At 69.6% G+C, this 26,854-nt stretch carries 18 protein-coding genes; 7 read left to right on the top strand and 11 right to left on the bottom strand.

Going from position 1 to position 26,854, the window contains the following annotated elements; all coding sequences use genetic code 11:
* Nucleotides 1-9: 9 nt before the first annotated feature.
* From ACYQ78_RS09890 to ACYQ78_RS09880, 3 genes are read right to left on the bottom strand one after another with little or no spacing between them, the layout of a single operon-like run.
* Nucleotides 10-1,464 carry an endo-1,4-beta-xylanase gene (locus ACYQ78_RS09890; protein ID WP_459800449.1) on the bottom strand — a complete coding sequence of 485 codons (1,455 nt, stop codon included), beginning with the start codon at nucleotides 1,462-1,464 and terminating at the stop codon, nucleotides 10-12.
* A 13-nt stretch (nucleotides 1,465-1,477) separates the two neighbouring features.
* Complete coding sequence (locus ACYQ78_RS09885; RefSeq protein WP_459800448.1) at nucleotides 1,478-3,532, bottom strand: RICIN domain-containing protein; 2,055 nt, start codon at nucleotides 3,530-3,532, stop codon at nucleotides 1,478-1,480.
* On the bottom strand, nucleotides 3,529-6,213 hold the full coding sequence (locus tag ACYQ78_RS09880) for a beta-L-arabinofuranosidase domain-containing protein (RefSeq protein WP_459800447.1): 2,685 nt from the start codon (nucleotides 6,211-6,213) through the stop codon (nucleotides 3,529-3,531). The genes ACYQ78_RS09885 and ACYQ78_RS09880 overlap by 4 nt, the downstream gene beginning before the upstream one ends.
* 531 nt (nucleotides 6,214-6,744) lie before the next feature.
* Here ACYQ78_RS09880 and ACYQ78_RS09875 point away from each other — a divergent pair.
* Nucleotides 6,745-7,782 carry a LacI family DNA-binding transcriptional regulator gene (locus tag ACYQ78_RS09875; protein ID WP_459800446.1) on the top strand — a complete coding sequence of 346 codons (1,038 nt, stop codon included), beginning with the start codon at nucleotides 6,745-6,747 and terminating at the stop codon, nucleotides 7,780-7,782.
* Nucleotides 7,783-7,784: 2 nt separating this feature from the next.
* Here ACYQ78_RS09875 and ACYQ78_RS09870 read toward each other — a convergent pair whose 3' ends face one another.
* Genes ACYQ78_RS09870 through ACYQ78_RS09855 form a run of 4 tightly spaced genes read right to left on the bottom strand, consistent with a single transcriptional unit; the run spans nucleotide 7,785 to nucleotide 12,456 of the window.
* Complete coding sequence (locus tag ACYQ78_RS09870) at nucleotides 7,785-9,425, bottom strand: amylo-alpha-1,6-glucosidase (protein ID WP_459800445.1); 1,641 nt, start codon at nucleotides 9,423-9,425, stop codon at nucleotides 7,785-7,787.
* Between the two features lie 23 nt (nucleotides 9,426-9,448).
* Nucleotides 9,449-10,255: a carbohydrate ABC transporter permease gene (locus ACYQ78_RS09865; RefSeq protein ID WP_459800444.1), complete on the bottom strand. Its 807-nt coding sequence runs from the start codon at nucleotides 10,253-10,255 to the stop codon at nucleotides 9,449-9,451.
* Nucleotides 10,252-11,205: a carbohydrate ABC transporter permease gene (locus ACYQ78_RS09860; protein WP_459800443.1), complete on the bottom strand. Its 954-nt coding sequence runs from the start codon at nucleotides 11,203-11,205 to the stop codon at nucleotides 10,252-10,254. The genes ACYQ78_RS09865 and ACYQ78_RS09860 overlap by 4 nt, the downstream gene beginning before the upstream one ends.
* 9 nt (nucleotides 11,206-11,214) lie before the next feature.
* On the bottom strand, nucleotides 11,215-12,456 hold the full coding sequence (locus ACYQ78_RS09855; RefSeq protein ID WP_459800442.1) for a sugar ABC transporter substrate-binding protein: 1,242 nt from the start codon (nucleotides 12,454-12,456) through the stop codon (nucleotides 11,215-11,217).
* A gap of 126 nt (nucleotides 12,457-12,582) precedes the next feature.
* Here ACYQ78_RS09855 and ACYQ78_RS09850 point away from each other — a divergent pair, with 126 nt between their 5' ends.
* The 4 genes from ACYQ78_RS09850 (at nucleotide 12,583) to ACYQ78_RS09835 (ending at nucleotide 17,640) form a co-directional block, all read left to right on the top strand.
* On the top strand, nucleotides 12,583-13,593 hold the full coding sequence (locus ACYQ78_RS09850; protein ID WP_459800441.1) for a LacI family DNA-binding transcriptional regulator: 1,011 nt from the start codon (nucleotides 12,583-12,585) through the stop codon (nucleotides 13,591-13,593).
* 114 nt (nucleotides 13,594-13,707) lie between these two features.
* On the top strand, nucleotides 13,708-15,513 hold the full coding sequence (locus ACYQ78_RS09845) for an RICIN domain-containing protein (RefSeq protein ID WP_459800440.1): 1,806 nt from the start codon (nucleotides 13,708-13,710) through the stop codon (nucleotides 15,511-15,513).
* A 108-nt stretch (nucleotides 15,514-15,621) separates the two neighbouring features.
* Entirely contained in the window at nucleotides 15,622-16,917 is a 1,296-nt protein-coding gene (locus ACYQ78_RS09840) for an enolase C-terminal domain-like protein (RefSeq protein ID WP_459800439.1), read from the top strand.
* 21 nt (nucleotides 16,918-16,938) lie between these two features.
* Nucleotides 16,939-17,640, top strand: a complete 702-nt coding sequence (locus ACYQ78_RS09835) for a FadR/GntR family transcriptional regulator (RefSeq protein ID WP_459800438.1) — start codon at nucleotides 16,939-16,941, stop codon at nucleotides 17,638-17,640.
* Between the two features lie 22 nt (nucleotides 17,641-17,662).
* Here the strand turns inward: ACYQ78_RS09835 and ACYQ78_RS09830 are convergent, their stop codons facing one another.
* The 3 genes from ACYQ78_RS09830 to ACYQ78_RS09820 are packed head-to-tail and all read right to left on the bottom strand — an operon-like array spanning nucleotide 17,663 to nucleotide 21,286.
* A complete protein-coding gene (locus ACYQ78_RS09830) occupies nucleotides 17,663-18,697 on the bottom strand; it encodes an ABC transporter permease (RefSeq protein WP_459800437.1) in 1,035 nt (344 codons plus the stop codon).
* On the bottom strand, nucleotides 18,690-20,207 hold the full coding sequence (locus ACYQ78_RS09825) for a sugar ABC transporter ATP-binding protein (RefSeq protein ID WP_459800436.1): 1,518 nt from the start codon (nucleotides 20,205-20,207) through the stop codon (nucleotides 18,690-18,692). The genes ACYQ78_RS09830 and ACYQ78_RS09825 overlap by 8 nt, the downstream gene beginning before the upstream one ends.
* Before the next feature lie 11 nt (nucleotides 20,208-20,218).
* On the bottom strand, nucleotides 20,219-21,286 hold the full coding sequence (locus tag ACYQ78_RS09820; protein WP_459800435.1) for a sugar ABC transporter substrate-binding protein: 1,068 nt from the start codon (nucleotides 21,284-21,286) through the stop codon (nucleotides 20,219-20,221).
* 136 nt (nucleotides 21,287-21,422) lie between these two features.
* Here ACYQ78_RS09820 and ACYQ78_RS09815 point away from each other — a divergent pair, with 136 nt between their 5' ends.
* Complete coding sequence (locus tag ACYQ78_RS09815) at nucleotides 21,423-22,151, top strand: FadR/GntR family transcriptional regulator (protein WP_459800434.1); 729 nt, start codon at nucleotides 21,423-21,425, stop codon at nucleotides 22,149-22,151.
* Here ACYQ78_RS09815 and ACYQ78_RS09810 read toward each other — a convergent pair.
* Complete coding sequence (locus ACYQ78_RS09810) at nucleotides 22,132-23,637, bottom strand: arabinofuranosidase catalytic domain-containing protein (protein WP_459800433.1); 1,506 nt, start codon at nucleotides 23,635-23,637, stop codon at nucleotides 22,132-22,134. The two genes, ACYQ78_RS09815 and ACYQ78_RS09810, sit on opposite strands and share 20 nt — an antisense overlap.
* A gap of 400 nt (nucleotides 23,638-24,037) precedes the next feature.
* On the opposite strand from ACYQ78_RS09810, the gene ACYQ78_RS09805 reads away from it, so the two are divergent.
* The gene (locus ACYQ78_RS09805; protein ID WP_459800432.1) at nucleotides 24,038-26,842 is read left to right on the top strand and encodes a carbohydrate-binding protein; all 2,805 of its coding nucleotides are present in this window, start codon (nucleotides 24,038-24,040) and stop codon (nucleotides 26,840-26,842) included.
* Nucleotides 26,843-26,854: the final 12 nt, after the last annotated feature.

Raw genomic sequence — 26,854 nt, 5'->3', positions numbered from 1 at the left:
TGCTCCGATTTATCCGACGCGGACGAGTTGCCACTGCTGGTTGGTGCCGCCCCAGTCGTCGTACTGGACGACGTTGGCGCCGTCGGCCGTGGAGGCTCCCTGCACCTCCAGGGCCTTGCTGCTGTTGCGGTTGATGAAGCGGGCGTAGCCACCGCTGTCGGCGACCCGCCACTGCTGGTTGGTGCCGTTGCCGTCGGTCCACTGGATGACCGCCCCGCCGTTGGCGGTGGAGGCGCCGGAGACGTCGACGACCTTGCCGCTGAGGCGGGACTTGAGCCGGTACCAGCCGCTTCCGGAGCTGACGAACTGCCACTGCTGGTTGGTGCCGTTGTTGCGGCTCCACTGGGTGATGCGGGCGCCGTCGGCCGTGGACTGGCCGAAGACGTCCAGGGCCTTGCCGCTGCCGCGGTTGAGCAGCACGTACCAGGCGCTGGTGTCGATGCCCCCGCCCGACGTGGGGGTGGGAGTCGGGGTGGCACCGTTGTTGAGGGCGCTCAGGACCGCGGTGTAGGCGGCCTTCTTGTTGCCGGAGGAGTCGAACAGCAGCGCGTTGTCGCTGCCGCGCCACGAGTCGCTGTCGCGGATGCCCCAGACGGTGATGCCGGTGCACCGCGCCACGTTGAGGCAGGCCCGGGTCACCGAGGCGAACACGTTGGCCTGGTTGGAACCGCCGGTGGCGTCGAGCTCGGTGATCTGCACGTCGACCCCGAGGTCGGCGAAGCGCTGCAGGTTGGCCTGGTAGTCGCTGGAGAGCGAGGTGCCCAGGTGGGACTGGAAACCGACGCAGTCGATCGGCACGCCCCGCGACTTGAAGTCGCGCACCATGTTGTAGATGCCGGTGCTCTTGGCGTTGATCCCGTCGGTGTTGTAGTCGTTGTAGCAGAGCTTGGCGTTCGGGTCGGCGCTGCGCGCGGCGTAGAAGGCGGCCTCGATCCAGTCGTTGCCGGTGCGCTGGAGGTTGGAGTCGCGGCGTCCGCCGCTGTTGCCGTCGGCGAACGCCTCGTTGACGACGTCCCAGGAATGGATCTTGCCCCGGTAGTAGGAGGCGACCCGGGTGACGTGGTTGATCATGGCGCTGCGGAGGTCCGAACCCTCCATCGAGCGCGCCCAGCTCGGCATCTGCTGATACCAGAGCAGGGCGTGCCCGCGGATCTTCATGCCGCGCGAGATGGCGTGGTTGGCGATCCGGTCGCCATTGCTGAAACTGAAGCTGTTACGCGAAGGTTCGGTGGCGTCCCACTTCATCTCGTTCTCGGCGGTGACCTGGTTGAACTCCGTGTTGAGGATGTTCATGTACGTCGAGTCGCCCATCCGGCCGGCGGCGATGGCCGCGCCGAAGTAGCGCCCGCCGCGCTCGGCCGCCGAGGCGCCCAGGGTCGAGGCCGCCTCGGCGGGCCCGGTCAGTGCCACCGAAAGGCCGGCGCCGAGCAGCGCCGCGGTGACCACGGATAAGAGTCGTTTCACGGGAGCATGCCTTTCAGGGAGTGGTGAGGTCGAAGCGGCGGACGGTCACCGCGCCGCCGAGGGCCGAGGTGGCGTAGTTGAAGATCCCGAAGCGGTAGCCCATGAAGAACTGCCAGGCGTTGTTCAGGGTGAAGGCCGGTCCGAGGGTGGTGAAGTTCGTCCCGTCGGTGCTGTAGGAGAAGCGGGCCACCCGCCCCGATCCCGGCCGGATGTCGGCGTTCACCCTCAGCCAGATCCGGCCGCCGGAGATGGTCGCGCCCGCCTGTTCACTGCCGGTGCCGGTGGTCGCCCACGAGCTGTTCATGGTCAGGCCGTTGGTCATCGAGACCCGGTAGGCGCCGTTGTCGCGCCTGACCCCGATCCACGCCGACTGGTCGCGCAGCATGGCCAGGCCCGCGCGGTCGCCGTTGGCCATGGACGAGTAGTCGAGCTCGATCGTCGCCGTGGACGTCGGGCCCTGGATGCGGTGGGTCAGCGTGTTGCGGGCGTTGTAGAGGTCGCCCGTGACCGTGGCGGTCTGCAGCCGCAGGCCGCTGCCGGTGGAGAACCGGCTGGTGTCGGGGTTGTGGTTCCACTCCCACCGGTGGCCCAGCGTGCTGCCGGTGAAGGTGTCCGGGCCGATCATCGAGGCGACCGTGCGGCTGGTCTGGATGTTGGGCCTGGTGTAGTTGACGCCCCAGCCGCCGTTGACCGTCTGGATCACCGGCCAGTCGTTGACCCAGCTGATCGGCGCGAGCGCGGGCACCCGGCCGCCGGGGTAGGCGTCGACGAACGACATGTAGTACCAGGCGCCGCCCTGCGTCTGGACCAGCCCGCCCTGGTGCGGCACGCCGCCACCGGAGATCGGTCCGGGCATGTTGAGCAGGACCTGCTGCATGTCGTACGGGCCCCACGGGCTGGTCGAACGCAGCACGTACTGGCCGTTGGCGGGGCGGGTGAGCCAGATGTAGTAGTAGTTGCCGCGCTTGTAGAAGCGGGCGCCCTCCAGCGTCCCCACGCTCGACGGGGTCTGGAAGACCTGCTGGGCGCGGACCTGGCTGAGGCCGTCCGAGGAGAGCTGGGCGACGCTGATCGTGCTGTTGCCGTACGCGATGTACATCGTGTCGTTGGTGTCGACCAGCAGGCCGGCGTCGTAGTAGCACTGGTTCATGCGGGCGCGCTTGGTCCACGTGCCGTCGACGGCGGAGGCGGTGTAGACGTAGGTGCGGTTGAACTCGGTGCAGCCGTACCAGTAGTAGGTGCTGTTGCTGGGCCGGTAGTTCAGGGTCGAGGCCCAGATGCCCTTCACGTAGGCGCGGCCGCCGTTGAGGTCGTAGGCGTTGGAGTCGAAGTCCAACCTCGGGACCGAGTGCCCGGCGTACTCCCAGTCGACCAGGTTGTACGACCGCAGGATCGGGGCGCCGGGGGAGTAGTGCATGGTCGACGCCGAGTAGTAGTAGGCGTCGCCGACCCGGAGGATGTCGCCGTCGGCGAAGTCCTGCCAGACCACGGGGTTGGTGTAGCTACCGCCGGACGGCGTGGGTGTGGGGGTGGGCGTGGGGGTCGGGGTGGCACCGCCGACCTGCACGAGCTGCCACTGCTGGTTGGCGCCGCCCCAGTCGTCGTACTGGACGATGTTGCCGCCGTCGGCGGTCGAGGCGCTCTGCACCTCCAGGGCCTTGCTGCTGTGGCGGGCGATGAAGCGCACGTAGCCGCTGTCGCTGTCGGCCAGCCGCCACTGCTGGTTGGAGCCGTTGAGGTCGGCCCACTGCACGACCGCCGCGCCGTTGGCGGTGGAGACGCCGGAGACGTCCAGGACCTTGCCGCTGAGGCGCGACTTGATCCGGTAGTAGCCGCTGCCCGAGTCGACGAACTGCCACTGCTGCTGGTTGCCGTTGTTGCGGGTCCACTGCGTGATGCGGGCGCCGTCGTTGGTGGCGAGGTTGTAGACGTCCAGGGCCTTGCCGCTGTTGCGGTTGACCAGCACGTACCAGGCGTTGGTGTCGACCGTCGCGGCCGACGCCTGCTGGGTGGTGACGAACACCCCCACCAGCAGTAACGCGGAGAAGACCGCCAGCAGGCGTCTCACACGAACCTCCAGAGGTTGTTGTTCGAGCCGCTGTCGTCGGCCAGCACGACCTGGGCTCCCTGGGATGTGCCGGACAGGCCGAGGACCCGGCCGCCGTTGGCGCACTGGATGCGGAAGGCGGCGTTCGAGCCGTAGCGGAGCCGCCAGCGATGGTCGTTCGCACCGGTGTCGGCCCACTGGAGGATCCGGGAGCCGGCCGCGGTGCCGGCGTTCTCGACGGCCAGCACCTTCTGGCTGTTGTTGTTGCGGAACCGCAGGTAGCCGCCGGTGTCGACGACCGCCGTCCAGAAGTGGTCGGCGGTGCCGGTGCTGCTCCACTGCACGACCAGCGCGCCGTCGGCCGTCGACATGCCGGTGACGCCGAGGACCATGCCGGTCCCGACGTTCTGGATCCGCCGCCCGCCGTTCGGCACGAACCGCCAGCCGGCCTGCGGCCCCTGGACGGCCTGGGCGCCGTTCGCGGTCGAACCGTTCAGGATGCCCAGGAGCTTGGCGCTGTTGGCGTTGCGGATCAGCACCGAGCCGTCGCCGTTGTCGGTGATCGTCCAGCGGTGGTCGGCGGTGCCGTTGTCGGCCCACTGGAGGACGCGGGCGTTGTCGGCCGTCGACATGTTCTCGACGCCGAGGACCTTGCCGCTGTTGACGTTGTGGAACCGCAGGCCGTTGCCGTCGACGATCGGCACCCAGTCGTGGTCGGCGGTCCCGTTGTCGGTCCACTGCAGCGCGAGCCCGCCGTCGGCGGTCGACATGTTCTGGATGCCGAGCGCCAGCCCGCTCGCGGCGTTGATCAGCCGGAAACTCGCGTCGCCGCCGCCTCCGCCCTGGCCGCCGGTGTTCCAGTAGACGACGTAGTTGTGGTTGTGGGCGTCGTGGAACGGCCCGAGGTTGACCGAGCCGTTGGCGGTGAAGGCCAGCGACGACGTGCTCGTCCGGGTGATCGTCGACGGCGTCAGCGCCGGGGCCGCCGAGAGGGAGGTGTCGCCGTAGTTGCCCGACAGGACGACCGGGCCGTAGGTGATCGCCTGGAGGTTCGCGTTGTCGTTGGCGGCCTTCATGACCACGCGCATCGGCAGGCGCACGGTCACGGTGTCGCCGGAGGTCCAGGAGCGGTTGAGGTCGGCGTAGGAGCCGGGGGTGGCGGTGACGCTCTGCTGGACGCCGTTGACGCTGATCGTCGCGGCCTGGGTCCAGGCCGGGATCCGGATCCGCATCGACCAGGTGCCGGAGACGTTGCCGGTGACCTGCAACGACGTGGTGTCGCTCACCGGGTAGGAGGTGGTCTGGGTGACCGTGATGCCGCGCTGCGACCAGTTCAGGGTGGAGGGCGCGAACAGGTTCACGAACAGCGTGGTGCCGTTGTGGAAGTAGATCGAGTCCATCAGCTTGGTGTTGGTCTCGATGCCGGTGCCCTGGCAGCACCACATGGAGGTGTAGTCGGTGCTCCACGTGCCGCCGCCCCACGCCGGGCCGACGCCGCGCCGCCCGCCGGGGTTCAGCGGCGTGAAGTAGGTGACGTGCCCCCGGCTGTCGGAGGGGTTCTGCTGGCCGATCAGGTGGTTGATCAGCGCGTTCTCGTAGAAGTCGAAGTAGTCGGCCCGGGTCGGCGACAGCAGCCACAACTCGCGGGTGAGCTTCAGCATGTTGTAGGAGTTGCACGCCTCCCCGGTGTCCCGGCTCAGATAACCGGCGATGGCGTTGGGGGCGCGGAAGTGCTCGGCCTGGCTGTTGGAGCCGTTCACGTAGCTGTGCGCGTTGACGGTCAGGCTCCACGCGTTGGCGGCGATGTCGCGATAGCGGGTCGTCCCGGTCGCCTTGTACTCGCGGGCGGCGCCGATCCACTTCGGGACCTGGGTGTTGGCGTGCAGGCCGTTGAGCTGGTCCTGGTTCGAGGCGAGCGGGTTGAAGACGGCGGCGTGGTCGAACCGCTGGGCGGTGGCGAGCCAGCGGGAGTCGCCGGTCATCTGGTAGAGGTCGGTCAGCACGGCGTTCATGCCGCCGAACTCGGTGCCGAGCATCGACTGCATCTGCGACGACGAGAGCCGCGACGTGCGGGTGTCGACCCAGCCCGCGAGGTTCAGCAGCACCGTCCTGGCCTGGGTGTTCCCGATGAGCCGCCACACGTCGAGCAGGCCCGCGAGGGTCTTGTGGACGCAGTAGTAGGGCACGTTGCCGTTCGACAGGGTGCGGTTCTCCACGGCCGTGATGTCCGACTCGGGGAAACCCGACAGGTAGCCGTTGGACGCCTGACATTTGGCCAGCTCGGCGACCATGTAGTTCGCCTTGTCCCGGCAGGTCGTGTCGCCGAGCACGGCGTACGCCTGGGCCCAGGCGGTGAGGAAGTGGCCCTGCATGTGCGAACGGAACGGGAAGCTCGGGGCGTCCCACCCGCCGTTGGGCGAGGCGCCGGCGGTCGACTGGCCGTGGTTGGCGCGGAAGACGTACAGCAACCGGTCGACGTCGACGTAGCGCAGGTAGGCGAGGGTGCGGTTCTGGTTGTCGAGCCAGCGGCCCGAGGTCAGCCGCACCTGGCCGAGGTCGAACTCGTAGGCGGCGGCACCGATGTCGGCCCGCGCCCAGGGGAGCGCGGCCTGGGCGGAGGAGGTACCGATCACCTGGCCTGCGGCCGAGAACGCGACGGTCGCGCCCGCGGCCCGGAACAGCTGGCGACGGCTCAAGGACATGGGGGGAGCTCCTTGCAGAGGGTCGGGACGGGTGGCGGTCCGGAATGCTGTTAGCGGTAACATTTCGCGCCCGGGAAGCGCCCTCGGAGAATCGCGGTTCACCATGGGGTCGGACGGTCTCCGAAAGTTGTTACCGCTAACATTCGGAGTTACGGAGGGGCATGGTCAACTCCCGTGTGGATTCGTGGTCGCCCGAGTACACCCAACTGCCGCTTCGGCGTCAACGCACCGTCACCCTCGCTGAGCTGCGCATTGGCATCGGGATGTCGCCCGGCCTGCCCTTTCGCCTCGAGAGGGACTGCACCTTTCGGTCCGTGCCTGTGAAAATTTCACAGAAGTTACCTGTTGGCAACCGTAGATTTCGGCGGTGATTCGTCAGGAGGTCAGAGGGTGGGTCAATCGCGACTCAGAAAAGTTTCGAAAACGTAGAGAAAATTTTCGGCCGGTGGTCTTCAGGCGGAATCACCGGACCGGGGGACAGCAGCGGAAACGACCTCACGTGGCGTCCGAAAACACCCATAGAATTCCCGTATGACCTCGACCGACGATGCCCCCCATGCCGGTCCGGCTGAAGCCCTGACCCTCGCCCAGCTCGCCGAGATGGCAGGGGTGTCGGTGGCCACCGTCTCCAAAGTCGTCAACGGCCGCTCCGAGGTCGGGCCCGACACCCGCGAGCTGGTCGAAGGCCTCATCCGCGAGCACGGGTTCCGGCGGCAGCGCCGCCGCGTCAAACCCGCGGGCCTCGTGGAGCTCGTCTTCCACGAACTGGCCGGTGACTACCCGATCGAGATCATCAAGGGCGTCAAGTCGGTGGCCGGGCAGCACCGCCTGAGCGTGGTGATCTCGGAGCTCGGCGGCCGGCACGTGCCTGATCACCAGTGGATCCAGGATGTGCTCAGCCGCCGTCCCGCCGGTGTCATCACGGTCTTCTCCGGGCCCACCGAGGAACAGCGGCTCCTGCTCGCGACCCGTGAGGTCCCCCTGGTCGTGCTCGACCCGGCGGGAGATCCCGGCCGGGGGGTGCCCTCGGTCGGGGCCACCAACTGGAGCGGAGGGCTGGAGGCCACCCGCCATCTCCTCGAACTGGGGCACCGGCGGATCGCCATGATCACGGGCCCCGACTTCGCTCTGTCGAGCCGCGCCCGCCTCGACGGTTACCGGGCCGCCCTCGACGCCGCCGGTGTGCCCGTCGACCCGGATCTCATCTGCCACGGTACGTTCGCGCTCGACGACGGCAACCTCCACACCCGCCGGCTGATGAAACTGGAGCGGCCGCCGACGGCGGTCTTCGCCGCCAACGACGGTCAGGCCATCGGCGTCTACCACGCCGCCCACCAGCTGGGGCTGCGCATTCCCGAGGACCTCAGCGTGGTCGGCTTCGACGACATGCCCGCGTGGAGAGCGGCCATTCCGCCGCTCACGACCGTCCGTCAGCCGTTGATCGAGATGGGCGCGACGGCCACCACCATGCTGATCAACCTCGCCGAGGGCGAGCCGCTCCTCCAGCGGCGCGTGGAGCTCGGCACCGAACTGATGATCAGGGGAAGCACCGGACGCCCGCGGTCCTGATGTCAGCCGCGCCTCCGCCGTGCCGCCGCGAGGATGAGATAGGCGCTCGCCGTCCACGTGTACGCGCGGTCGCGCAGCCCCTCGCCGGTGCGCGCGTCGAAGTTCTCCGCGAACCCCGACCTCTCGCACAGGCGACGGAACCGGTCACTGATCTCATCGGCCGGCCCGGTGTGCCCGGCGCGGCGCAGCCCGTCTTCGATGAGGATCGTCGAGGGGGCCCAGATGGGGCCGCGCCAGTAGCCGTCGTCCTGGTAGTGGGGGGACGACGGCAGTTCGGTGGCCGGTCCGAACTCCGTCAGGTGTGCTCCGATCCGGCGGGCGAGCACCGCGCTCACCTCCGGGGGCAGCTCCTCGCCGAGGACGATGGGCATCAGGTCGAGCAGGCTGGAACTGTGCCAGGTCCGGCCCGTGAGCGCGCTCCGGGCGACGAACCGCTCCCCTGTCCACAACTCCGACAGCAGGGCCTCCTTCATGCGGTCGGCCGCGGCGTCCCAGCGGGCCGCCTCGGCGGGGCCGGGGGCGCGGCGGGCCAGCTCGCGCATCTGGAGCACGAGGAAGGCGGCCAGGTCGGCGGTCTCGACGACCCGCTCAGGGTCGAAGGTCGTGGCGTTGTCCCACCCGCTGTCGTTGCCGTGCTGGTAGTGGGCCAGTTCGTGGCCGGGGACCCGCCGGGCGTCGAGCCAGAAGTTCGTCCACCGCTCCAGCAGCCGGTAGGTCTCGTCGGGTTCGGTCCGCCGGCCGAGGCGGCCGAGGGCCCAGCCGTGGATGGGCGGTTTGACGAAGTTGTAGAGGATCTCCGAGTGGGTCACCGAGTCGGGGAGCGCGCCCGCGTCGTCCTGGTGGTCGAAGGGCAGCCGGAACTGGTGCCACGCCAGCTCCGGGAGCCCCTCGTCCAGGGCGATTGCGTTGAAGCAGTGGTCCCAGCTCCACACCTTGTCCATCCAGTGCTTGGACATCAGCACCCCGGGACGGGTGAGGAAGCCCGCCGGGCGGACGGTCGCCGACCAGAGCACGTAGGCCGCCAGTTCGGCGGCCGGGGTGGTGCCGTCGCGCCAGGGGGCGACCGCCGCGGCGAACGCGTCGAACTCCGCGCGGGCCGCCTTGACCACCTGCTCGAAGGTGTCCACCTCGGAGTAGGGGGCGCGGGCGGTCTCGTACTCCTCGACGGCGACCTCCCACTCGCCGGTCAGGGCGACCCCGCGCCCGGCGTCGCCGAGCGACTGCGCGCCCACGGGATCGGCCGTGCCGCGCAGCACGGTGACCCGGTAGCGGCGGCCCGTCTGGTAGAGCGTGAAGACGTAGGAGCCGTCGCACGGGTCGCGGTAGAAGTAGGGGCCGCTGAACGGGGTGAGCAGCGGATCGGCCGCCAGCAGGCCCAGGTCGAGGCCCCGGCCCCGGATCCGCACCGTGTCGGCGCTCTCGTAGGCGAGTTCGACGCGGCCCTCGCCGTGCTCCCAGAGGAGCCGCTGCGGCGTGGCGGTCAGGGCCGCCCCCGGGTCGATCACGAGCCGCAGGACGGCGTGCATCCCGGTCTGGTGCGAGACCAGGTGCACCTCCCGGGCGTACGTCTTCTCGGCGATCACCGGCGAGAAGCCGAACCAGGAGCCGCGATAGCTGAACGGGATGTCCCGTAGGGAGAACACGGAGGGGGCCCTTCTCCTAGAGGTCAGTCCTTCACGGCGCCGGCGGTGACCCCGGCGGCGACGTAACGCTGGGCGATGACGAGCAGGAGGGCGGCCGGGACCGACGCGACCACGGCGGTGGCCATGATGGCGTTCCACTCCTGGTTGTTGTGGCCGATGTAGTGGTAGATGCCGAGCGTGATCGGCTGGTGGTCGCCGCCCTGGTCGAGGGTCGAGGCGAACACGAAGTCCGACCAGGCCCACAGGAAGGCGAACAGCGAGACCGTGACGAGCGCGTTGCGGCTGAGCGGCAGCACGATCGACCGGAAGGTCCGCACCGTCCCGGCCCCGTCGACCCGGGCGGCCTGGAGCAGTTCCTCCGGCAGGCCGGACATGAACGCGGTCAGCACGAGCACCGCGAACGGCACGGCCAGCGTCGAGTCGGCCACGATGAGACCGGGCACGGTGTTGAGCACCCCCGCCGACAGGAAGACGGCGTAGAAGCCCATCGCCATGATGATCCCCGGGATCATCTGCGCGATCAGCAGCAGGAAACTCAGCGCGCCGCCGCCCCGGGGCCGCAGCGCGGCCAGGGCATACGCCGCCGGGGCCGCGACCACGAGCGTCAGCACGACGGTGCCGAGCCCGATGACGAGACTGGTGGCGAGGTAGGGCAACTGCCGGTCGAACACCGCCCGGTATCCGTCGAGCGTGCCGTCGACCGGGAACCAGTTCGGCGGGCTGCGGCGCAGGTCGGCGTCCCGGGTGAACGAGACGTTGACCATCCAGTAGACCGGGAACAGCATCACGGCGGTCAGCACCACCCCGACCGCGGTCTTCACCCGCCTCATCCCGGCACCCGCCGGTGCAGCGTGCGGATGTAGACCAGCCCGAAGACCAGCGCCGTCACGATGAGCAGGTTGCCCACCGCCGCGCCCGGCCCGAACGACGGGACGAGGTTGCCGAAGCCCAGCCGGTACGACCAGGTGGCGAAGGTGGTCGAGGCCCCGCTCGGGCCACCCCTGGTCATGATCCAGATGAGGTCGAACACCTTCAGCGTGTAGACGAGGCCGAGGAGCAGCGTGATCGCCGACACCGGCCGCAGGAGGGGGAGCGTGATCCGCCAGAACCGCTGGCGCCGGTCGGCTCCGTCGATCGCCGCGGCCTCGTACACGCTCGGAGGGATCGCCTGGAGGCCGGAGTACAGCACCACCAGGTTGAACGGGACGCCGATCCAGACGTTGGCGATGATCACCGACCAGAGCGCCCAGTCGGGCGAGGTCAGCCAGTTCACCGGCCCGAGCCCTGCCATCCCGAGCGCCGCGTTGACCACGCCGGAGTCGCTGTTGAGCAGCCACGACCAGGTCGAGGCCGAGACGATCAGCGGCAGCAGCCAGGGCACCAGGAACAGCGCCCGCAGCGTCGCCGACAGCGGGAAGTTCTTCACGAAGAACAGCGCCAGGGCGAGCCCGATCGTGAACTGGAAGACCAGCGAGACCACCGTGAAGACCACGGTGTGCCCCAGTGCCGGGGCGAACGTGGGGTCGGTGAACACCTTCACGTAGTTGGCGAACCCGGCGAAGGGCGCGTCCCCCCGCACGAACGACCGCACGGTGTAGTCGCGCAGGCTCAGCTCGACGTTGCGGTAGAGCGGATAGGCGTAGAAGACCAGCAGGTAGATGACGACCGGGGCGAGGAACCCCCAGGCCGCCCACCGCCCGGAGGTACGGCGCGGCGCCCGGCGGGGCGGTCCCGGCTCACGGGTGCGGCCGCGGCTCCGGGCGGGGGTGGTGAGGGTCATGTGCCGGCCCTACTGCGTGGCGTTCGCGGCGGCGCTCTGCGCCGCGGTCATCGCCTGCTGCGGCGGCGTCGATCCGCTCAGCGCCGCCTGCACCGCTCCCCACATCGGCTCGGAGATCTTCGGGTACTTCGTGCCCAGGTCGTCGCCGGTCCGGCCCTTGGCCACCTTGACCGCCTCCACCCACACGCCCAGGTCGGCGTTGTCGGCGACCTGCCGCTGTTGCACCGCCTCGGTCGGGGCGATGTAGGAGAGCGTGGTGGTGGTCTTGAGCGAGTTGTCGCCGTTGGTCAGGCAGGCCACCAGCTTCTGCGACGTGGCGTATCGGGTCGTGTCCTGCTGGACGGGGATGGCGACGAACTCCCCGCCGGTCGGCGCCGGTGCCGGGCCGCCGCCCTTGGCGGGGATCGGGATGACGCCGTAGGGGAACCCCGCCTCCTTGGCGTTGGCGAGTTGCCAGGTGCCGTTCTCGGCGAAGGCGTAGTCGCCGGTGGCGAACTCCTGCCAGCTCGTGGTCTGGGTGTTGTTGATGACGGAGTTGGGGGCGTAGCCCTTCTTCAGCCAGTCGGTCCACAGCGTGACCGCCGCGACCCCTTCGGGCGAGTCGAGCGTGGTCAGGTTCGCTCCCGCGCCCCAGAACCAGGGGAGGAACTGGAAGCTGCCCTCCTCGGTGCCGATCGCCGAGAACGTGATGCCCTTGCCGCCCGATTTCGTCACCTTCTCCAGCGCCGCCGTGAGCGCGGCCCAGTCGGTGACCGTGGCCGGGTCGACACCGGCCTTGTCCAGCACGTTCTTGTTGTAGTAGAGCGCCAGGGTGTTGGCGCCGATGGGGACGCCGAAGGTCCTGCCGCCGCTCTGGCCGGCGCCGAGCAGGTTGGGCGAGACGGCCGAGACGTCGAGCTTGTTCTCCTCGGTCGTCGTCAGCACGCCGGCCTCGGCCAGGGTCGAGACGACCGGGTTGTCGACGATCAGCACGTCCGGCGGGTTGCCCTGCTGCGCGGCCAGCAGCGCCTTGTTGGTCAGGTCGCTCGTGTCGTAGCCGGTGCGCTCGACCTCGGCTCCGGCCTGGGTGCCGCACGCCTCCAGCAGGCGCACCCAGTCGGAGGTCCCGTCGTACTGGGGATAGGGGTCCCAGATCGTGTACGCGGCCGGGGCGTCCCCCACTTCGGAGGGGGTTTCCGCGGGGGTGGCGCAGGCGGCCAGGAGGGCCAGGCCGAGGCCGGTGGCGAGACGGCCGGATAAGGAAGATCTCATCGGGGGGTGACCTCCTCGGTCGAACCGATTCGTCGAATCGGTTCGACCGAAGATAAGCGCGTTCGTCCCGGACGTCAACGGGCTTTCGGGAGGTGGATTGTGGAACGATTCGACTACGATGCTCAGGTGAACATCGGGGAGATCGCCAAGCGGGCGGGCGTGTCCCGCAGCACCGTGTCCTACGCGCTCACCGGTCGCCGCCCGGTCTCGCCGGAGACCAAACAGCGCATCCAGGCGGTCATCGACGAACTGGGCTACCGCCCCAACGCGGCGGCCCGCGCGCTCAAGGAGGGCCGCACCCGCACCATCGGCCTCGTCATCCCGCCCGCGAGCACGCGGCTGACCGACATGCAGCTCGGCTTCGTGGCCAGTGTCGTCGACGCCGCCGCCCGCGCCGACCTCGACGTGCTGCTGTCCCCCTCGGGAGGCGAGCACGACCGGTCCTTCGAGCGCGTCGTCACCGGCCAGCGGGTCGACGGTGTGATCGTCATGGAGATACGGCTCGAAGACGACCGGGTCGAACGGCTGATGGCCAGTGGCCTGCCCTTCGTCGGCATCGGCCGCACCCGCGACCCGAACGGCATGTCCTGGGTCGACCTCGACTACGAGACGCTCATCGCCCGGTGCGTCCACCACCTCGCCGACCTGGGGCACCGTCACATCGCCCTGGTCAACCGGGGTGCCGAGCTGGTGGCCGCCGGATACGGCCCCGGGCACCGGGCGCGGGCCGGCTTCGACCGGGCGGTCGCGGAGCGCGGCCTGAGCGGGGTGGCCGTCTGCTGCGCCGACGACGCCCAGGCCGGGCAGGCCTGCACCGAACACCTGCTCGCGGAGCATCCGGAGCTGACGGCCATCGCCACCGTGAACGAGGCGGCCGCGGCCGGGATCTACCACGCCCTCGCCCGCACGGGGCGCGAGGTCCCCCGTGACTTCTCGATCGTGGGCGTGGCGGCCCGCCACTGGGCGGAGAACCTCCATCCGCCGCTCACCGCGGCCGACGTCCCGGCCGTCGAACTGGGCGCCCACGCCGTCGACCTGCTGCTGCGGCGCATCGCGGATCCCTCCGTCGCGCACCGCCATCTGCTGGTCGCCCCGCCGATCTCACTGCGCGCCACGACCGGCCCGGCGCGGTCGTAGGCGCGAACCGGTTCGTTTCACACCCCTGTCACGCCGTTGACATGGTCTCGTAACCCTGCCTAATCTGCGGTCGAATCGATTCGCTACTCATCCCTCGTGCTCAGGAGTGGCCCGATGCGTACCCGATTAACGACCCTGATCGCCGCCTGCGCGCTCGCGATCACCGGACTGGTCGTGCCCGCCGCCCCCGCGCTGGCGGGCGACGAGGCCATCACCGTCAACTTCGCCACCACGGGCGCGAGCCCCTCGTATCGCGCCTCGGGCTGGATCTACGGCATGACCGAGAACGGCAGCGGCCCGGCCGACCACTTCTACCGCGACGTGAAGTTCCGCGCCATGCGCGCCGGGGGCGCCCAGCTCTCCGGCGGCGGCTGGGTGTCGGGCGGGTACGACCGGCGGTGGAACGCCACCCTCGCCCAGGCCCGCCGGACGATCGCCCTCGGAGGCCAGTTCATCCTGCTCCCGCACGACCTGTGGGGCGCCGACGGCGCCGGGATCTCGCGCTTCCCGGGCGACAACGGCGACTGGACCGACTACGACAACTTCCTGACGCGCGTCATCGACGACGTGCGCTCGGCCGGCATCACCGTGCAGTGGGACCTGTGGAACGAGCCGAACATCACCCTGTTCTGGAACCGGTCGCAGTCCCAGTACTTCGAGCTGTGGCGCCGCAGCTACCAGAGGGTCCGCGCCGCCTTCCCCGGCCACCTGATCGTCGGGCCCAGCTGCGCGTGCGTGCCCTCCACCTCGCACTCCTTCTGGAACGCGTACCTCGACTACATCCGCGCCAACAGCGTCGTGCCGGACATCATCAGCTGGCACTCGCTGCCGGGTGACCCGGTCGCCAACGTGGCCGCCGCCAACACGACGCTGAACTCTCGGGGCATCGCGCACCCGAGGCCGTACCAGATCAACGAGTACGGCGCGCCCGACGAGCAGAACCCCGGCGACGGCGCGTGGTACATCTCCCGCCTGGAACGCGCGGGCGCCGACGGCCTGCGCGCCCACTGGGGCGGCGGCGGCAACCTGCACAACGACATCGCCAACCTGCTGGTCCGCAACGGCGCCGGGCAGCACCAGCCCAAGGGCGAGTGGTGGGTCTACCGCTTCTACGGTTCCCAGACCGGGCAGTCGGTGGCGGTCACGCCGAGCAGTTCCTACGACGCCTACGCCACGAAGGACTCCGGGTCGGCCAAGATGCTGGTCGGCGGCGGGCACACGACGGGCAACCTCGCCGTCAACCTCCAGCGGCTCGACACCACCAGCGGCATCGTGCAGAACAACCAGGTGCGGGCGGTCGTGCAGCGCATCCCGTACAACAGCGGCGGCGCGGTGCAGGGGCCGATCACCATCCAGAACTCGGTCGTCACCCTGTCGGGCAACGCCGTCACGCTCAACCTGCCCAGCAATGTCATCGCCGACGCCCTGACCGTGACGCTCCTGCCGCCCTCGGATGGGAGCTTCACCTCGGTCGCCGTGGCCCAGCACTCCCAGCAGTGCCTGGACGACCCGAACTCGGCCACCGCCGACGGCACCGTCCAGCAGCAGTTCTCCTGCGAGGGCGGCGACCAGCAGCTCTGGGACTTCCGCCCGGTGAGCGGCGTCTCCGGCACCTACACGGTCGTCAACCGCCACAGCGGCAAGTGCCTGGACGTCAACGCCGTCTCGACCGCCGACGGCGCCCCCGTCATCCAGTGGACCTGCGCGAACGGCGCGCAGAACCAGCAGTTCGCGCTCCGCAAGGTGACCTACAGCGGCAACGACGCCCACGACTACCAGCTCGTCGCCCGCCACAGCGGCAAGTGCGTGGACGTGAGCACGGTCTCCACCGCTCCCCGGGCGGCGGTCCACCAGTGGACGTGCGTCGCGGCGTCGCAGGGGAGCCCGCTGAACCAGACCTGGCGGCTGTGGGGTCGGTAGCGGAGTATTCATCGGGTTAAGTGGAGGTGGGGAGACCGGTTTGTTGACCTCGGATGCGTCTGGGCCTACCGTTTAGGTCATATTCATCCGATCAATTGGAGACCGCCCATGCCGACGATCACCTCAGTGGACGTGATCGACGTCAGGTTCCCCACTTCCGCCACCCTCGACGGCTCGGACGCGATGAACCCGGACGGCGACTACTCCGCCGCCTACGTGGTCCTCGGCACCGACGACGGCGACCTGACGGGATACGGCCTGACCTTCACCATCGGACGAGGCAACGACCTCTGCGTCGCCGCCGCCCGCCAGATCGGCGCGCGGCTGACCGGCCGGGACGTCGATGAGCTCGCCGCCGATCTGGGCGGTCTCTACCGGGAGATCATGGCCGACAGCCAGATGCGCTGGCTGGGGCCCGAGAAGGGGGTGGTGCACCTCGCCGCGGCGGCCGTGCTGAACGCCGCCTGGGACCTGGCCGCCCGCCGGGCCGGCAAGCCGTTGTGGCGTCTGGTGGCCGACATGTCGCCGGAGGAGATCGTCGCGGCGTGTGACTTCCGCTACCTGTCCGACGTGCTCACCCCGGCCGAGGCCGTCGAGATGCTCGCGCGGCTCCACCCCACCCGCGAGGAACGCGTCGCCGAACTGGCCGAGCACGGCTACCCCGCCTACACCACCTCGCCCGGCTGGCTCGGCTACGACGACGCCAAGCTGCGGAGGCTGGTCCGCGAGGCGGTGGCCGACGGCTGGACGCACGTCAAGCTCAAGGTCGGCGCGGACGTCGACGACGACCGGCGGCGCCTGGCCATCGCCCGCGAGGAGCTCGGCGACCGCCACCTCATGATCGACGCCAACCAGGTGTGGGACGTGCCGGACGCCATCACCTGGGTGAACCGGCTGGCCGATTTCGAGCCGCTGTGGATCGAGGAACCGACCAGCCCCGACGACGTGCTGGGCCACGCCGCCATCCGCAAGGCGATCGCCCCCGTCGGGGTGGCCACGGGGGAGCACGCCCACAACAGGGTGATGTTCAAGCAGCTGCTCCAGGCGGAGGCGATCGACTTCTGCCAGATCGACTCCTGCCGCCTGGCCTCGGTGAACGAGATCATCCCCATCCTGCTCATGGCCGCGAAGTTCGGCGTGCCGGTCTGCCCGCACGCCGGGGGCGTCGGCCTGTGCGAGATCGTCCAGCACCTGTCGGTGATCGACTACGTCTGCGTGAGCGGCAGCCTGAACGGGCGGGTGCTGGAGTACGTCGACCACCTGCACGAGCACTTCACCGACCCGGTCAGGGTGGAACGGGGACGCTACCGCCTCCCCGAGGCGCCGGGGTACAGCGCCCGCATGCACGACGGCACCGTCGACGGCTACCGCTACCCTGATGGCCCTCAGTGGGCCCCGCGGTAGGGCCGCGTAGGAAGGGGTGACGTGGGAGTCATCGAGAGCGCGATCGACACGATCAAGCAGATGATCGTCGACGGCGAGCTGCGTCCCGGTCAGAAACTCCCCGTCGAGAAGGAGCTCGCCGACCAGCTCGGCATCGCCCGCAACACCCTGCGCGAGGCCGTGCGCGCGCTGATCGCCATGCGGGTGCTGCAGACGCGCCAGGGCGACGGCACCTACGTCACCAGCCTGTCCCCGGAGCTGCTGCTCGACGGCATGAGCTTCGTCGCCGACATCCACCAGCACGCCGGAGCGGGGGAGTTCCTGCACGTCCGCCGCATCCTGGAGGCGGAGGCGACGGCGCTGGCGGCCGTCCGCATCCCCGACGACGACCTCGCCGCCCTCGGCGTCATCCTGGAGGAGGCCGAGCGCCTGGCCGCCGGGCCCGAGGTCGACCACGGCAAGCTCGTCGCCCTCGACCAGGACTTCCACTCGCTGATCACGTCCCACTGCGGCAACGCCGTGCTGGCCGCCGTCATCAGGAACATGTCCGGCCGGACGATCCGGGCGAGGATCTGGCGGGGGATGACCGACCCGGAGGCGGTGCAGCGCACGCTCGGAGAACACCGCGCCGTCTACCGGGCGCTGCTCGCGCGCGATCCCGAGCGGGCCCGCATCCACGCGGCGATCCACGTCCTGGGGGTCGAGGAGAGTCTGTGCGGGCCCGCGTCCGGGCCCCCGTCATAGGCTCCGGACGCGGACCCGCGCCTCATTCCTGCGTCTTGCCTCCCGTGAGCCGGGAGAGGGCGAGAGCGGTGAGGATGATCGCCCCGTTCAGCGCCTCGATCCACTGCGCCGGGACACCGGCGAGGGTGAGGACGTTCTGGATCATGTAGAGCAGCAGGATGCCGGTGAACGCGCCGAACACCGTCCCCTTGCCGCCGTTGAGGCTGACCCCGCCGATGACGGCGGCGGCGAACACCGTGAAGATCGCCCCGTCGCCCTGCGCGGCGGCGACGGAGGCCAGCCTGCCGGTCAGCAGCAGCCCGCCGATCGCCGCCAGCACGCTCGCGGTGATCAACGTGATCCAGAGCACCCGGTCGGTCCGGATGCCCGCGGCCTTGGCCGCCTCGACGTTGCCGCCGATCGCGTAGAGCGAGCGGCCGAACCCGGTGAAGCCCATGACCACGACGCCGATCGCGAACAGCAGCAGGCAGATCCAGATCGAGGCGGGCACGCCCAGCCACATCGCCGAACCCAGATAGGTCAGCGATTCGGGCAGGTTGAAGAAGGTCTGCCCGCCGGAGATACCGGTGAGCAGGCCCCGCAGCACGATCAGCATGCCCAGGGTGACGATGAAGCCGTTGAGCCCGAAGCGGACGATGAACAACGCGTTCACCATCCCGATCACCACCCCGACCGCCAGGGTGATCGGGATCGCCCAGAAGCCCGGCAGCAGCCCGAGCCCCGAGCCGGTCCCCACCGCGACCGTCAGCCAGGCGGCCACGCCGGGCGCCAGGCCGAAGGTCGACTCCAGCGACAGGTCCATCTTCCCGACGATGAGCACCAGCGCCTGCGCCAGGACCAGCAGCGAGATCTCCGACATGGTCTGCAGGATGTTGATCAGGTTGTCGGCCTGCAGGAAGATCGGGTGGACGATCTGCCCGACGACCGCGATCGCGATGATCGCCGGGACGAGCGCGAGGTCCCGTAACCGGGCCAGGCGGAGCCCGGCCGGTGACCTCCCCGGCGCCTTCGGCGCGGGCCGCCCGGTCTCCGCGGGGGCGGCGGTGGTCTCAGGCATCGAGGTCGACTCCTTCCATGGCCGCCACCATCTCGTGGTCGTGCCAGCCGGCGGCCAGTTCGGTGGTGACCCGGCCGTGGAACATCACCAGCACCCGGTCGCACAGCCGCAGGTCGTCGAGTTCGTCGGAGGCGATCACCACGCCGGTGCCCTTCCCGGCGATCTCCTCCACCTTCGCGAGCAGGAACTCCTTGGACCGCACGTCGACGCCCGCCGTCGGCGTGATGAGCACGAGCAGCCGTGGATCGCTCGCCAGGGCCCGCGCCATCACCACCTTCTGCTGGTTGCCGCCGGACAGGCCCATGACCGGGAGGCCGGGGCCGGGGGTCTTGATGGCCAGGTTCGTGATCATCTGCCGGGCGAGCCCGTCTCTGCGGCGGGAGCTGACGAACCCCGCCGTGCCGAGCTGTTCCGGCACGGTCAGCGTGGTGTTGTCGGCGATCGACATCAACGGGATCAGCCCCTGGTGGTGGCGGTCGCGGGGGACCAGCCCGACCCCCGCCGCCAGCGAGTCGGCCACACTGCCGGCGCGCGGCCGGAGCCCGGCGACCTCGACCGTGCCCTCTCCGGGGGCCCGCAGCCCCGCGAGGGTCTCGGCCAGCTCCGTCTTCCCGCTGCCGCCGAGACCGGCCAGCCCGACGATCTCGCCCGCCCGGACCCGCAGGGCCACGTCGGTGTAGAGGTCGCCGTCGGTCAGGCCGTGCGCGTCGAGGATCACGTCGGCGTCCGGCGGGACGGCCGGACGGGTCTTCCGGTCCCGCAGCCCGGCCGCCTCGCCGGTCATCGCCGCCACCAGGTCTCCCTGGGGCAGGTCCGCGACCGGCGCGGTGAGGATGTGCCGGGCGTCCCGGAAGACCGTGACGGTGTCGCAGATCTCGTAGATCTCCTGGAGGTGGTGGCTGATGAACAGGAAGGTGACGCCCTGTTCGCGCATCGCCCGCATCCGGTCGAAGAGGCGGGTGATCGCCGCGCCGTCGAGCTGCGCGGTCGGTTCGTCGAGGATGATGAACCGCGCGCCGAAGGACAGCGCCCTGGCGATCTCCACGAACTGCCGCTGCTCCACGCCGAGGTCCTTGGCCGGCAGGCGGACGTCGACGTCGACGTGCCAGGCCTCCAGCAGGCCGGCCGCCTTCCGCCACATGCTCTTCCAGCTCACCAGGCGCAGGCCGTTGTGGTCGTGCCGGTTGAGGTAGAGGTTCTCCGCCACGGTCAGCTCGGGGATGATCGTGGACTTCTGGTAGACGCAGGCGACCCGCTCCCGCCAGGCGTTCCGGTCCGACGGGCGGGGTGCGGGCCGTCCGGAGAAGCGCACCTCGCCCTCGTCGGGTTCCTGCAGGCCGGTCAGGATCGAGACCAGGGTGGACTTGCCCGCGCCGTTGCGGCCGACGAGGGCGTGCGTCTCGCCCGGCATGATCGTGATGTGGGCGCCGTCCAGCGCCACGGTCTCGCCGTATCTCTTGGTGATGCGCGCCGCCTCCGAGACGGCGGGAGGGCTCGGGGGAGTGCCCATCGTCGTGCCTCTCAGCTCAGGTTGTTGCCCCAGAGCGACTTGTCGTCGTGCTTGACGCTGGGGATGCCGCCGTAGGTGCCGCCGTCGAGCGTGACGAGCGGTGCGGAGAGCTGGTCTTCGAGCAGACCCGGCCGGACCTCGATGATGGTGCTGTCGTGGTCGGTCTTCCCGGGGGCGAAGGTCTTGCCCTCGATCGCCGCCTTCGTGTACTCCAGCGCGAACTTGGCGTAGAGGTCGGCCGGTTGCGACACGGTCGCGTCGATGTTGCCCGCCGCGATGTCCTTGAGTTCCTGGGGGATGCCGTCGTTGGAGACGACGAAGACGTGCTTCGGGTCGGTCGGCGGGACCAGCACGCCACGCTGCTTGAGCACCTGGAGGGTGCCGGCCAGGGCGAAGCTCGACTGCATGTAGACGCCCTTGACGTCGGGGTTGGCGGTCATCACCGTCGACAACTTCTGCGAGGCGACCGCCCCGTCCCAGTTCGTGGCCTCGCCGAAGACCTTGATGCCGGGGTAGTTCTGCGCCATGCACTCGTTGAAGGCCTCGGTGCGGTCGCGGCCGTTGATGGAGGCCAGGTCGCCCTGGAGCATGACGACCTTGCCGGCGCCCTTCAGCTTCTCGCCGAGGTAGCGGCAGGCCTTCTCGCCGTACGCGCGGTTGTCGGCGCGCACGACCATGAAGGCGTTGCCCGTGTCGGGCCGGGTGTCCACCAGGACGACGGGGATCTTCTTACCTTCGAGCTGCTGGAGCGTGGGGGCCACCGCCGCGGTGTCCTGCGGCGCCATGACCAGGCCCTGGATCCCCTGACCGACCAGGCTCTGCACGTTCGCGGTGAGTTTCGCGATGTCGTTCTGGGAGTTGGTGGTCTTTAGGTCGGCGCCGATCTCGCCGCCGAACTTCGGCGCGTAGCTGATGTAGGAGTTCCAGAAGTCGGTGTCCGAACGGGGGTAGTCGACGCCGATGACCGGCTTCGCCGGGGCGCTGGTGGTCTGTCCGGGCGGGTCGTCCGCGCCGCACGCCGTCAGGAGACAGGCCACCGTCGACAACGCCACGGCGACGGGTAAGCGTGTGGTCCTCATCGTCACTCCTTTTAGGACATGGGATGTCTTTCTACGACTACACCCGGCATGATGTCTAGAGCCTGCGCACTTGAGAGCGGAAAGAGGCGAAGAACGCCTAGACATCACATGTCTGCCTAGGTGGCAGGATGCACCTATGTCTCTGACCGAGCAGGCGATCGTCCGCATCCGGCAGCTCATCAAGGACGGGACGCTCCCTCCCGGAGCCCGCCTGCCTCCCGAGCAGGACCTGGCGGCACTGCTGGGCCTGTCCCGCAACCTCCTCCGGGAGGCCGTCCGCTCGCTGGTCACCACCCGCGTCCTCGAGGTGCGGCGGGGCGACGGCACCTACGTCACCTCGCTCGACCCGGCGCTGCTGCTGGAGGGGGTCGGCGTGGCGGTCGAGATGATGCAGGGAGACGACCTGCTGGAGATCACGGAGGTGCGGCGGCTGTTCGAGCCGGTGGCCACGGGCCTGGCGGCCGTGCGCATCACGGCCGGCCAGCTCGCGGAGCTCCGGAAGCACCTCGACGCCATGATCGCCGACCAGGACGACGTCGAACGGCTCACCCACCACGACGACGCCTTCCACCGTGCCGTCTTCGAGGCGACCGGCAACCGGTCGCTGTGCGCCCTGCTCGCGGGGATCGCCAGCCGGACCGTCCGGGCCCGGGTCTGGCGCGGGGTGATCGAGGGCAACGTGGCCGGTCGCACCGTCGCCGAACACGTCGCCATCTTCCGGGCCCTGGAACAGGGCGACGCGGTGCTCGCCCAGGCCGCCGCGCTCATGCACGTGAACACGACCGAGACCTGGCTACGGGAGAACCTGGTGAGCACCGCGACACCCGAACCGGGAGACGGCACGATCAGCGGTAGCCCGCGCTGACCACTTCGGCCTGGACGGCGTTCTCGGTGGCGTCACTCGGATAACCGGCCACCATGGCGCCCTCGTAGAAGGTGCCCGCGCTGGCGTTGGCGCCGCCGTCGGGCTTGCAGCAGTCGCCCCCGCTGCCGAGGATGATGGCGCCCTGCTTCTTCATCGGGCTGTAGCCGTTGGGGAGCGCCCCGTCGTACAGCGTGTAGAGGCTGCCCGACTGGGCGTTGCTGCCTTTGATGGCGAAGCGGGTCGTGCCGTTGTTCTTCAGCGTGGCGGTCACGAACTTGCTGGTGAAGGCCCGCTGGTTGGTGTTCCACGACTGGCTTCCGCCCGGGAACAGGCCCCACTCCAGGTCGGCCTGGACCCACGGCCCGCTCCCCGAGCAGCCGCCGAACCAGCACTGGGTGCTGAAGTTGATGGCGTCCATGGCGCCGGCGGCGTCGGCCTTCCTGGTGGTCTCGCTGTTGCCGTAGTCGAAGCAGCAGCCGCCGTTGACGTGGATGCCGCTGGTCACCATGTACATGCCCTCGGGTGCGCTGCCCGTAGGGACGCCGGTCAGGTGGCCGTCCCGCCAGTAGCTGTTTCCGGGGTTGATGTAGAGGGAGTAGGCCTTGTTGCCGCCGACGGTGAGGGACTCGGTGGTCGCGACCGCCGGCCTGCTCTGGGGGGAGCCCGGGACCACGCTGGATCCCTGGTACCAGAGGTCGTTGCCCCGGCCCGACTGGTCGTAGAGCACCGTGATGACGCAGGTGGTGCCGGAGCAGAAGGAGTCCTGCGCGGCGGCGTTGGCGACGCCGCCCGTGGTCAGTACGCCGATGTTCCTGGTGGTGCCGTCGGAGGAGCGCCTGACCTGGTAGAGGTTGCCGCTGTAGGCGTTGTAGAGCGCACGCGTGGTGCTGTGCGCGGCGATGCACGGGGTGCCGCCGGAACCGTAGATGTCACACGGGCGCGCGCCGCTGGGCGGCGGGCTCGGGCTCGGCGTCGGGGTGGGCTGGGTGCCGGTCGACCACTTCTGGTTGACGCCGCCGTGGCAGGTCCAGATGTGAATCCTGGTGCCGTTGGCGGTGCCGTAGGCGGACACGTCGAGGCACTTGCCCGAGCCGACGGCGGTGATCGAGCCGTCGGAGTTCAGCCGCCACTTCTGGTTGTTCTGGCCGTTGCAGTCCCAGATGATCACCGCGGTTCCGTCGGCCGTGCCGGCGGCGTTGACGTCGAGGCACTTGGAGCCGTACACCCGCAGCTCGCTCGAACTCGTGGTGGTCCACTGCTGGTTCGACTGGCCGTTGCAGTCCCAGATCTGGGTCTGGACGCCGTTGACCTGGGAGACGCCGGGCACGTCCAGGCATCTGCCGGACGCGGTCCCGATCAGCGGGGTGGTCGCGGCGGTCGCCGGGGTCCACCAGGTCAGGGTGGTGGCCAGCAGCGCGGTCAGCACCGCCACGACCGCTGCGACGAGGGCCCTGCGGCCCGGTAACGGGATGGGGGAGGGATGCATTGCCGAGCTCCTTGGAGGGCTAGCGAATCGATTCGACGGAGGTGGTCGTCCGCAAGAGTACGACTGAAGGGGGCCGTCGGCCATGGTCTCCCGGCGCCGATCAGTACGAAACATCTGAATGATTCATTTGCGCTGCCGCCGCGAGTTCGTCGCGGTGGCGATGTCCTCACAGCTCAACGATGGTGAGCGGCCAACCGCGGCGAACCTCGCCGTGTGCGGGAAAAGAAATAAGCGGACTTAAGGCCTTGACGATCAGCGGCGGCCTGATCGTAATAGGTAGCGATGCTCCCGAGGCGGCACACCTCCGGGCACGGATCCCCACTACCCCGCACTACCCGGCAACAGCGTGGCGGCGCGCGCCTTGCCCTGGCTGAGCTCCCATGTCAGGAAGGAACACCGCATGTCCCGACGTCCGTGGCTCGCATTGCTGACCACGATGGCGCTCATCACGCCGGGGGTCGTCGCACTCTCCGCCTCCCCGGCGAACGCGCTGACCATCTCGGCCTCCGACTACCAGCAGATCTCGCTCGCGTCGGGCGGAAACGAGCTGGGCGAGGCGATGTCGCTGGCCGTGATGCCGAACCGATCGGTCATCCACACCTCCCGCGACGGCACGGTCCGCGTGACCGACGTCAGCGGCAACACGAAGGTGGCCGCCCGCCTCAACGTCTACTCCCACGACGAGGAAGGGCTCCAGGGGGTGGCGGTCGACCCGAACTTCGCCACCAACCGGTACGTCTGGCTGTACTACTCGCCCCGGCTGAGCACATCGAGCGGCGACGCCCCCTCGACGGGCTCCTCGTCGCAGTTCGACGCGTGGAAGGGTGAGCTGTACCTGTCCAGGTTCACCCTCAACTCCGACGACACCCTCAACACGTCCAGCGAGAAGGTGGTCCTGAAGGTCGCCAACGACCGGGGACAGTGCTGTCACGTGGGCGGCGACATCGACTTCGACGCCCAGGGCAACCTCTACCTGACCACCGGCGACGACACCAACCCGTTCGAGTCGAGCGGTTACGCCCCGATCGACGAGCGGACCAACCGCAACCCGCAGTACGACGCCCAGCGCACCTCCGCCAACACCAACGACCTGCGCGGCAAGCTCCTGCGGATCACCCCGCAGTCCGACGGCACCTACACCATCCCGAGCGGCAACATGTTCGCGCCGGGCACGTCGAACACCCGCCCGGAGATCTACGCGATGGGCTTCCGCAACCCGTTCCGGATGAGCGTCGACAAGGCGACCGGCGTCGTCTACCTCGGCGACTACGGGCCGGACGCCGGATCGACCAACTCCAGCCGGGGCCCGAGCGGCCAGGTGGAGTTCAACCGGGTCACCGGTCCGGGCTTCTACGGCTGGCCCTACTGCACGGGAAGCAACTCCAGCACCGAGACCTACAACGAGTGGAACTTCTCCAGCAACAGCACCGGCAACAAGTACAACTGCTCCGGCGGCGCGACCAACAACTCCTTCCGCAACACCGGCCTGACCACCCTGCCCGCGGCCAAGCCCGCGTGGATCAGGTACGCCGGTGACTCCGGCTCGCCGTCGGAGTTCGGCTCCGGCTCCGAGTCGCCGATGGGCGGCCCGGTCTACCGCTACGACGCCAACCTGAACTCCTCGGTCAAGTTCCCGCAGGCGCTCAACGGCCGCTTCTTCGCCGGCGAGTACGGCCGCCGCTGGATCAAGGCCATCGAGGTCACCTCCTCCGGCGGCTACGGCGAGATCTCCTCCTTCCCCTGGTCGGGGACGCAGGTGATGGACATGGCCTTCGGCCCCGACGGCGCCCTGTACGTGCTCGACTACGGCACCGGCAACAACAACCAGGCGCTCTACCGGATCGAGTACATCGGCCAGGCCAACCGCAACCCCATCGCCCGCGCCTCCTCCGACAAGACCTCCGGGGCGGCGCCCCTGACGGTGGGCTTCTCGTCGTCGGGCAGCTCCGACCCCGAGGGCGGCTCGCTGTCGTACTCGTGGAACTTCGGCGACGGCACCTCGTCCACCAGCGCCAACCCGAGCAAGACCTACTCCGCCAACGGCTCCTACACCGCCACGCTCACGGTCCGCGACCCGCAGGGCCTGACCGGAAGCGCGAGCGTGAACATCACGGTCGGCAACACCGCACCGTCGGTCACGCTCTCCAGCCCCGGCAACGGCCAGCTGTTCTCCTTCGGCGACACGGTGCCCTTCCAGATCAGCGTCAGCGATCCGGAGGACGGCACGATCGACTGCTCCAAGGTGACGCTGACCTACTCGCTCGGCCATGACAGCCACGCCCACCAGATCACCTCGAGAACCGGGTGCAGCGGGTCCATCACCGTGCCGGTCGACGGCGAGCACGACTCGGCGGCGAACATCTTCGGCGTCTTCGCCGCCTCCTACACCGACAACGGCGGCCTGACGTCGACCAGCACCCGGACGCTCCAGCCGCGCCACCGGCAGGGCGAGCACTACGGCGCCCAGCAGGGCGTTCAGCTCGCCGACCACACCACCGCCGAGGGCGGCAGGACGGTGGGCTTCATCGACGACGGCGACTGGGTGTCGTTCACGCCGTACAACCTGAGCAACGCCACGAGCTTCACCGCGCGGGTGTCCTCGGCGGGCGCGGGCGGCCGGATCGAGGTCCGGGCGGGCTCGGCCACGGGCACGCTGCTCGGCACGGCGACCGTCGGCAGTACCGGAAGCTGGGAGACCTTCGCCGACGTGTCGGCGAACCTCAGCGGCGCGCCGTCCGGCTCGACGACGCTCTACCTCGTCTTCCGGGGCTCGACCGGCTCGGGCTACCTGTTCGACCTGGACGCCTTCACCTTCACCACCTCGTCCGCGGGCGCCCTGCGCGGCTCCGCGTCGAGCCGGTGCCTGGACGTCAACGGCGCCTCGCAGACCAACGGCGCCCTGGCCCAGATCTGGGACTGCAACGGCCAGTCGAACCAGCAGTGGACCGCCACGTCGTCGGGCGAGCTGCGGGTGTACGGCTCCAAGTGCCTCGACGTCAGCGGCGCCGGCACGGCCGACGGCAGCGCGGTGCTGATCTGGGACTGCAACGGCCAGAACAACCAGAAGTGGACGCTGAACTCCAACGGGAGCATCACCGCCGTCGGCGCGAACAAGTGCCTGGAGGTGAACGGCACCGCCAACGGCACCAAGGCCCGCATCTGGACCTGCAGCGGCGCCACCAACCAGAGATGGACCCGTACCTGACCACGAAAGGAC

It is taken from the genome of Herbidospora sp. RD11066, from assembly GCF_054661255.1.
Note: the sequence above shows the minus strand (reverse complement) of the source record. Positions and strands in the feature narration are given on the sequence as shown.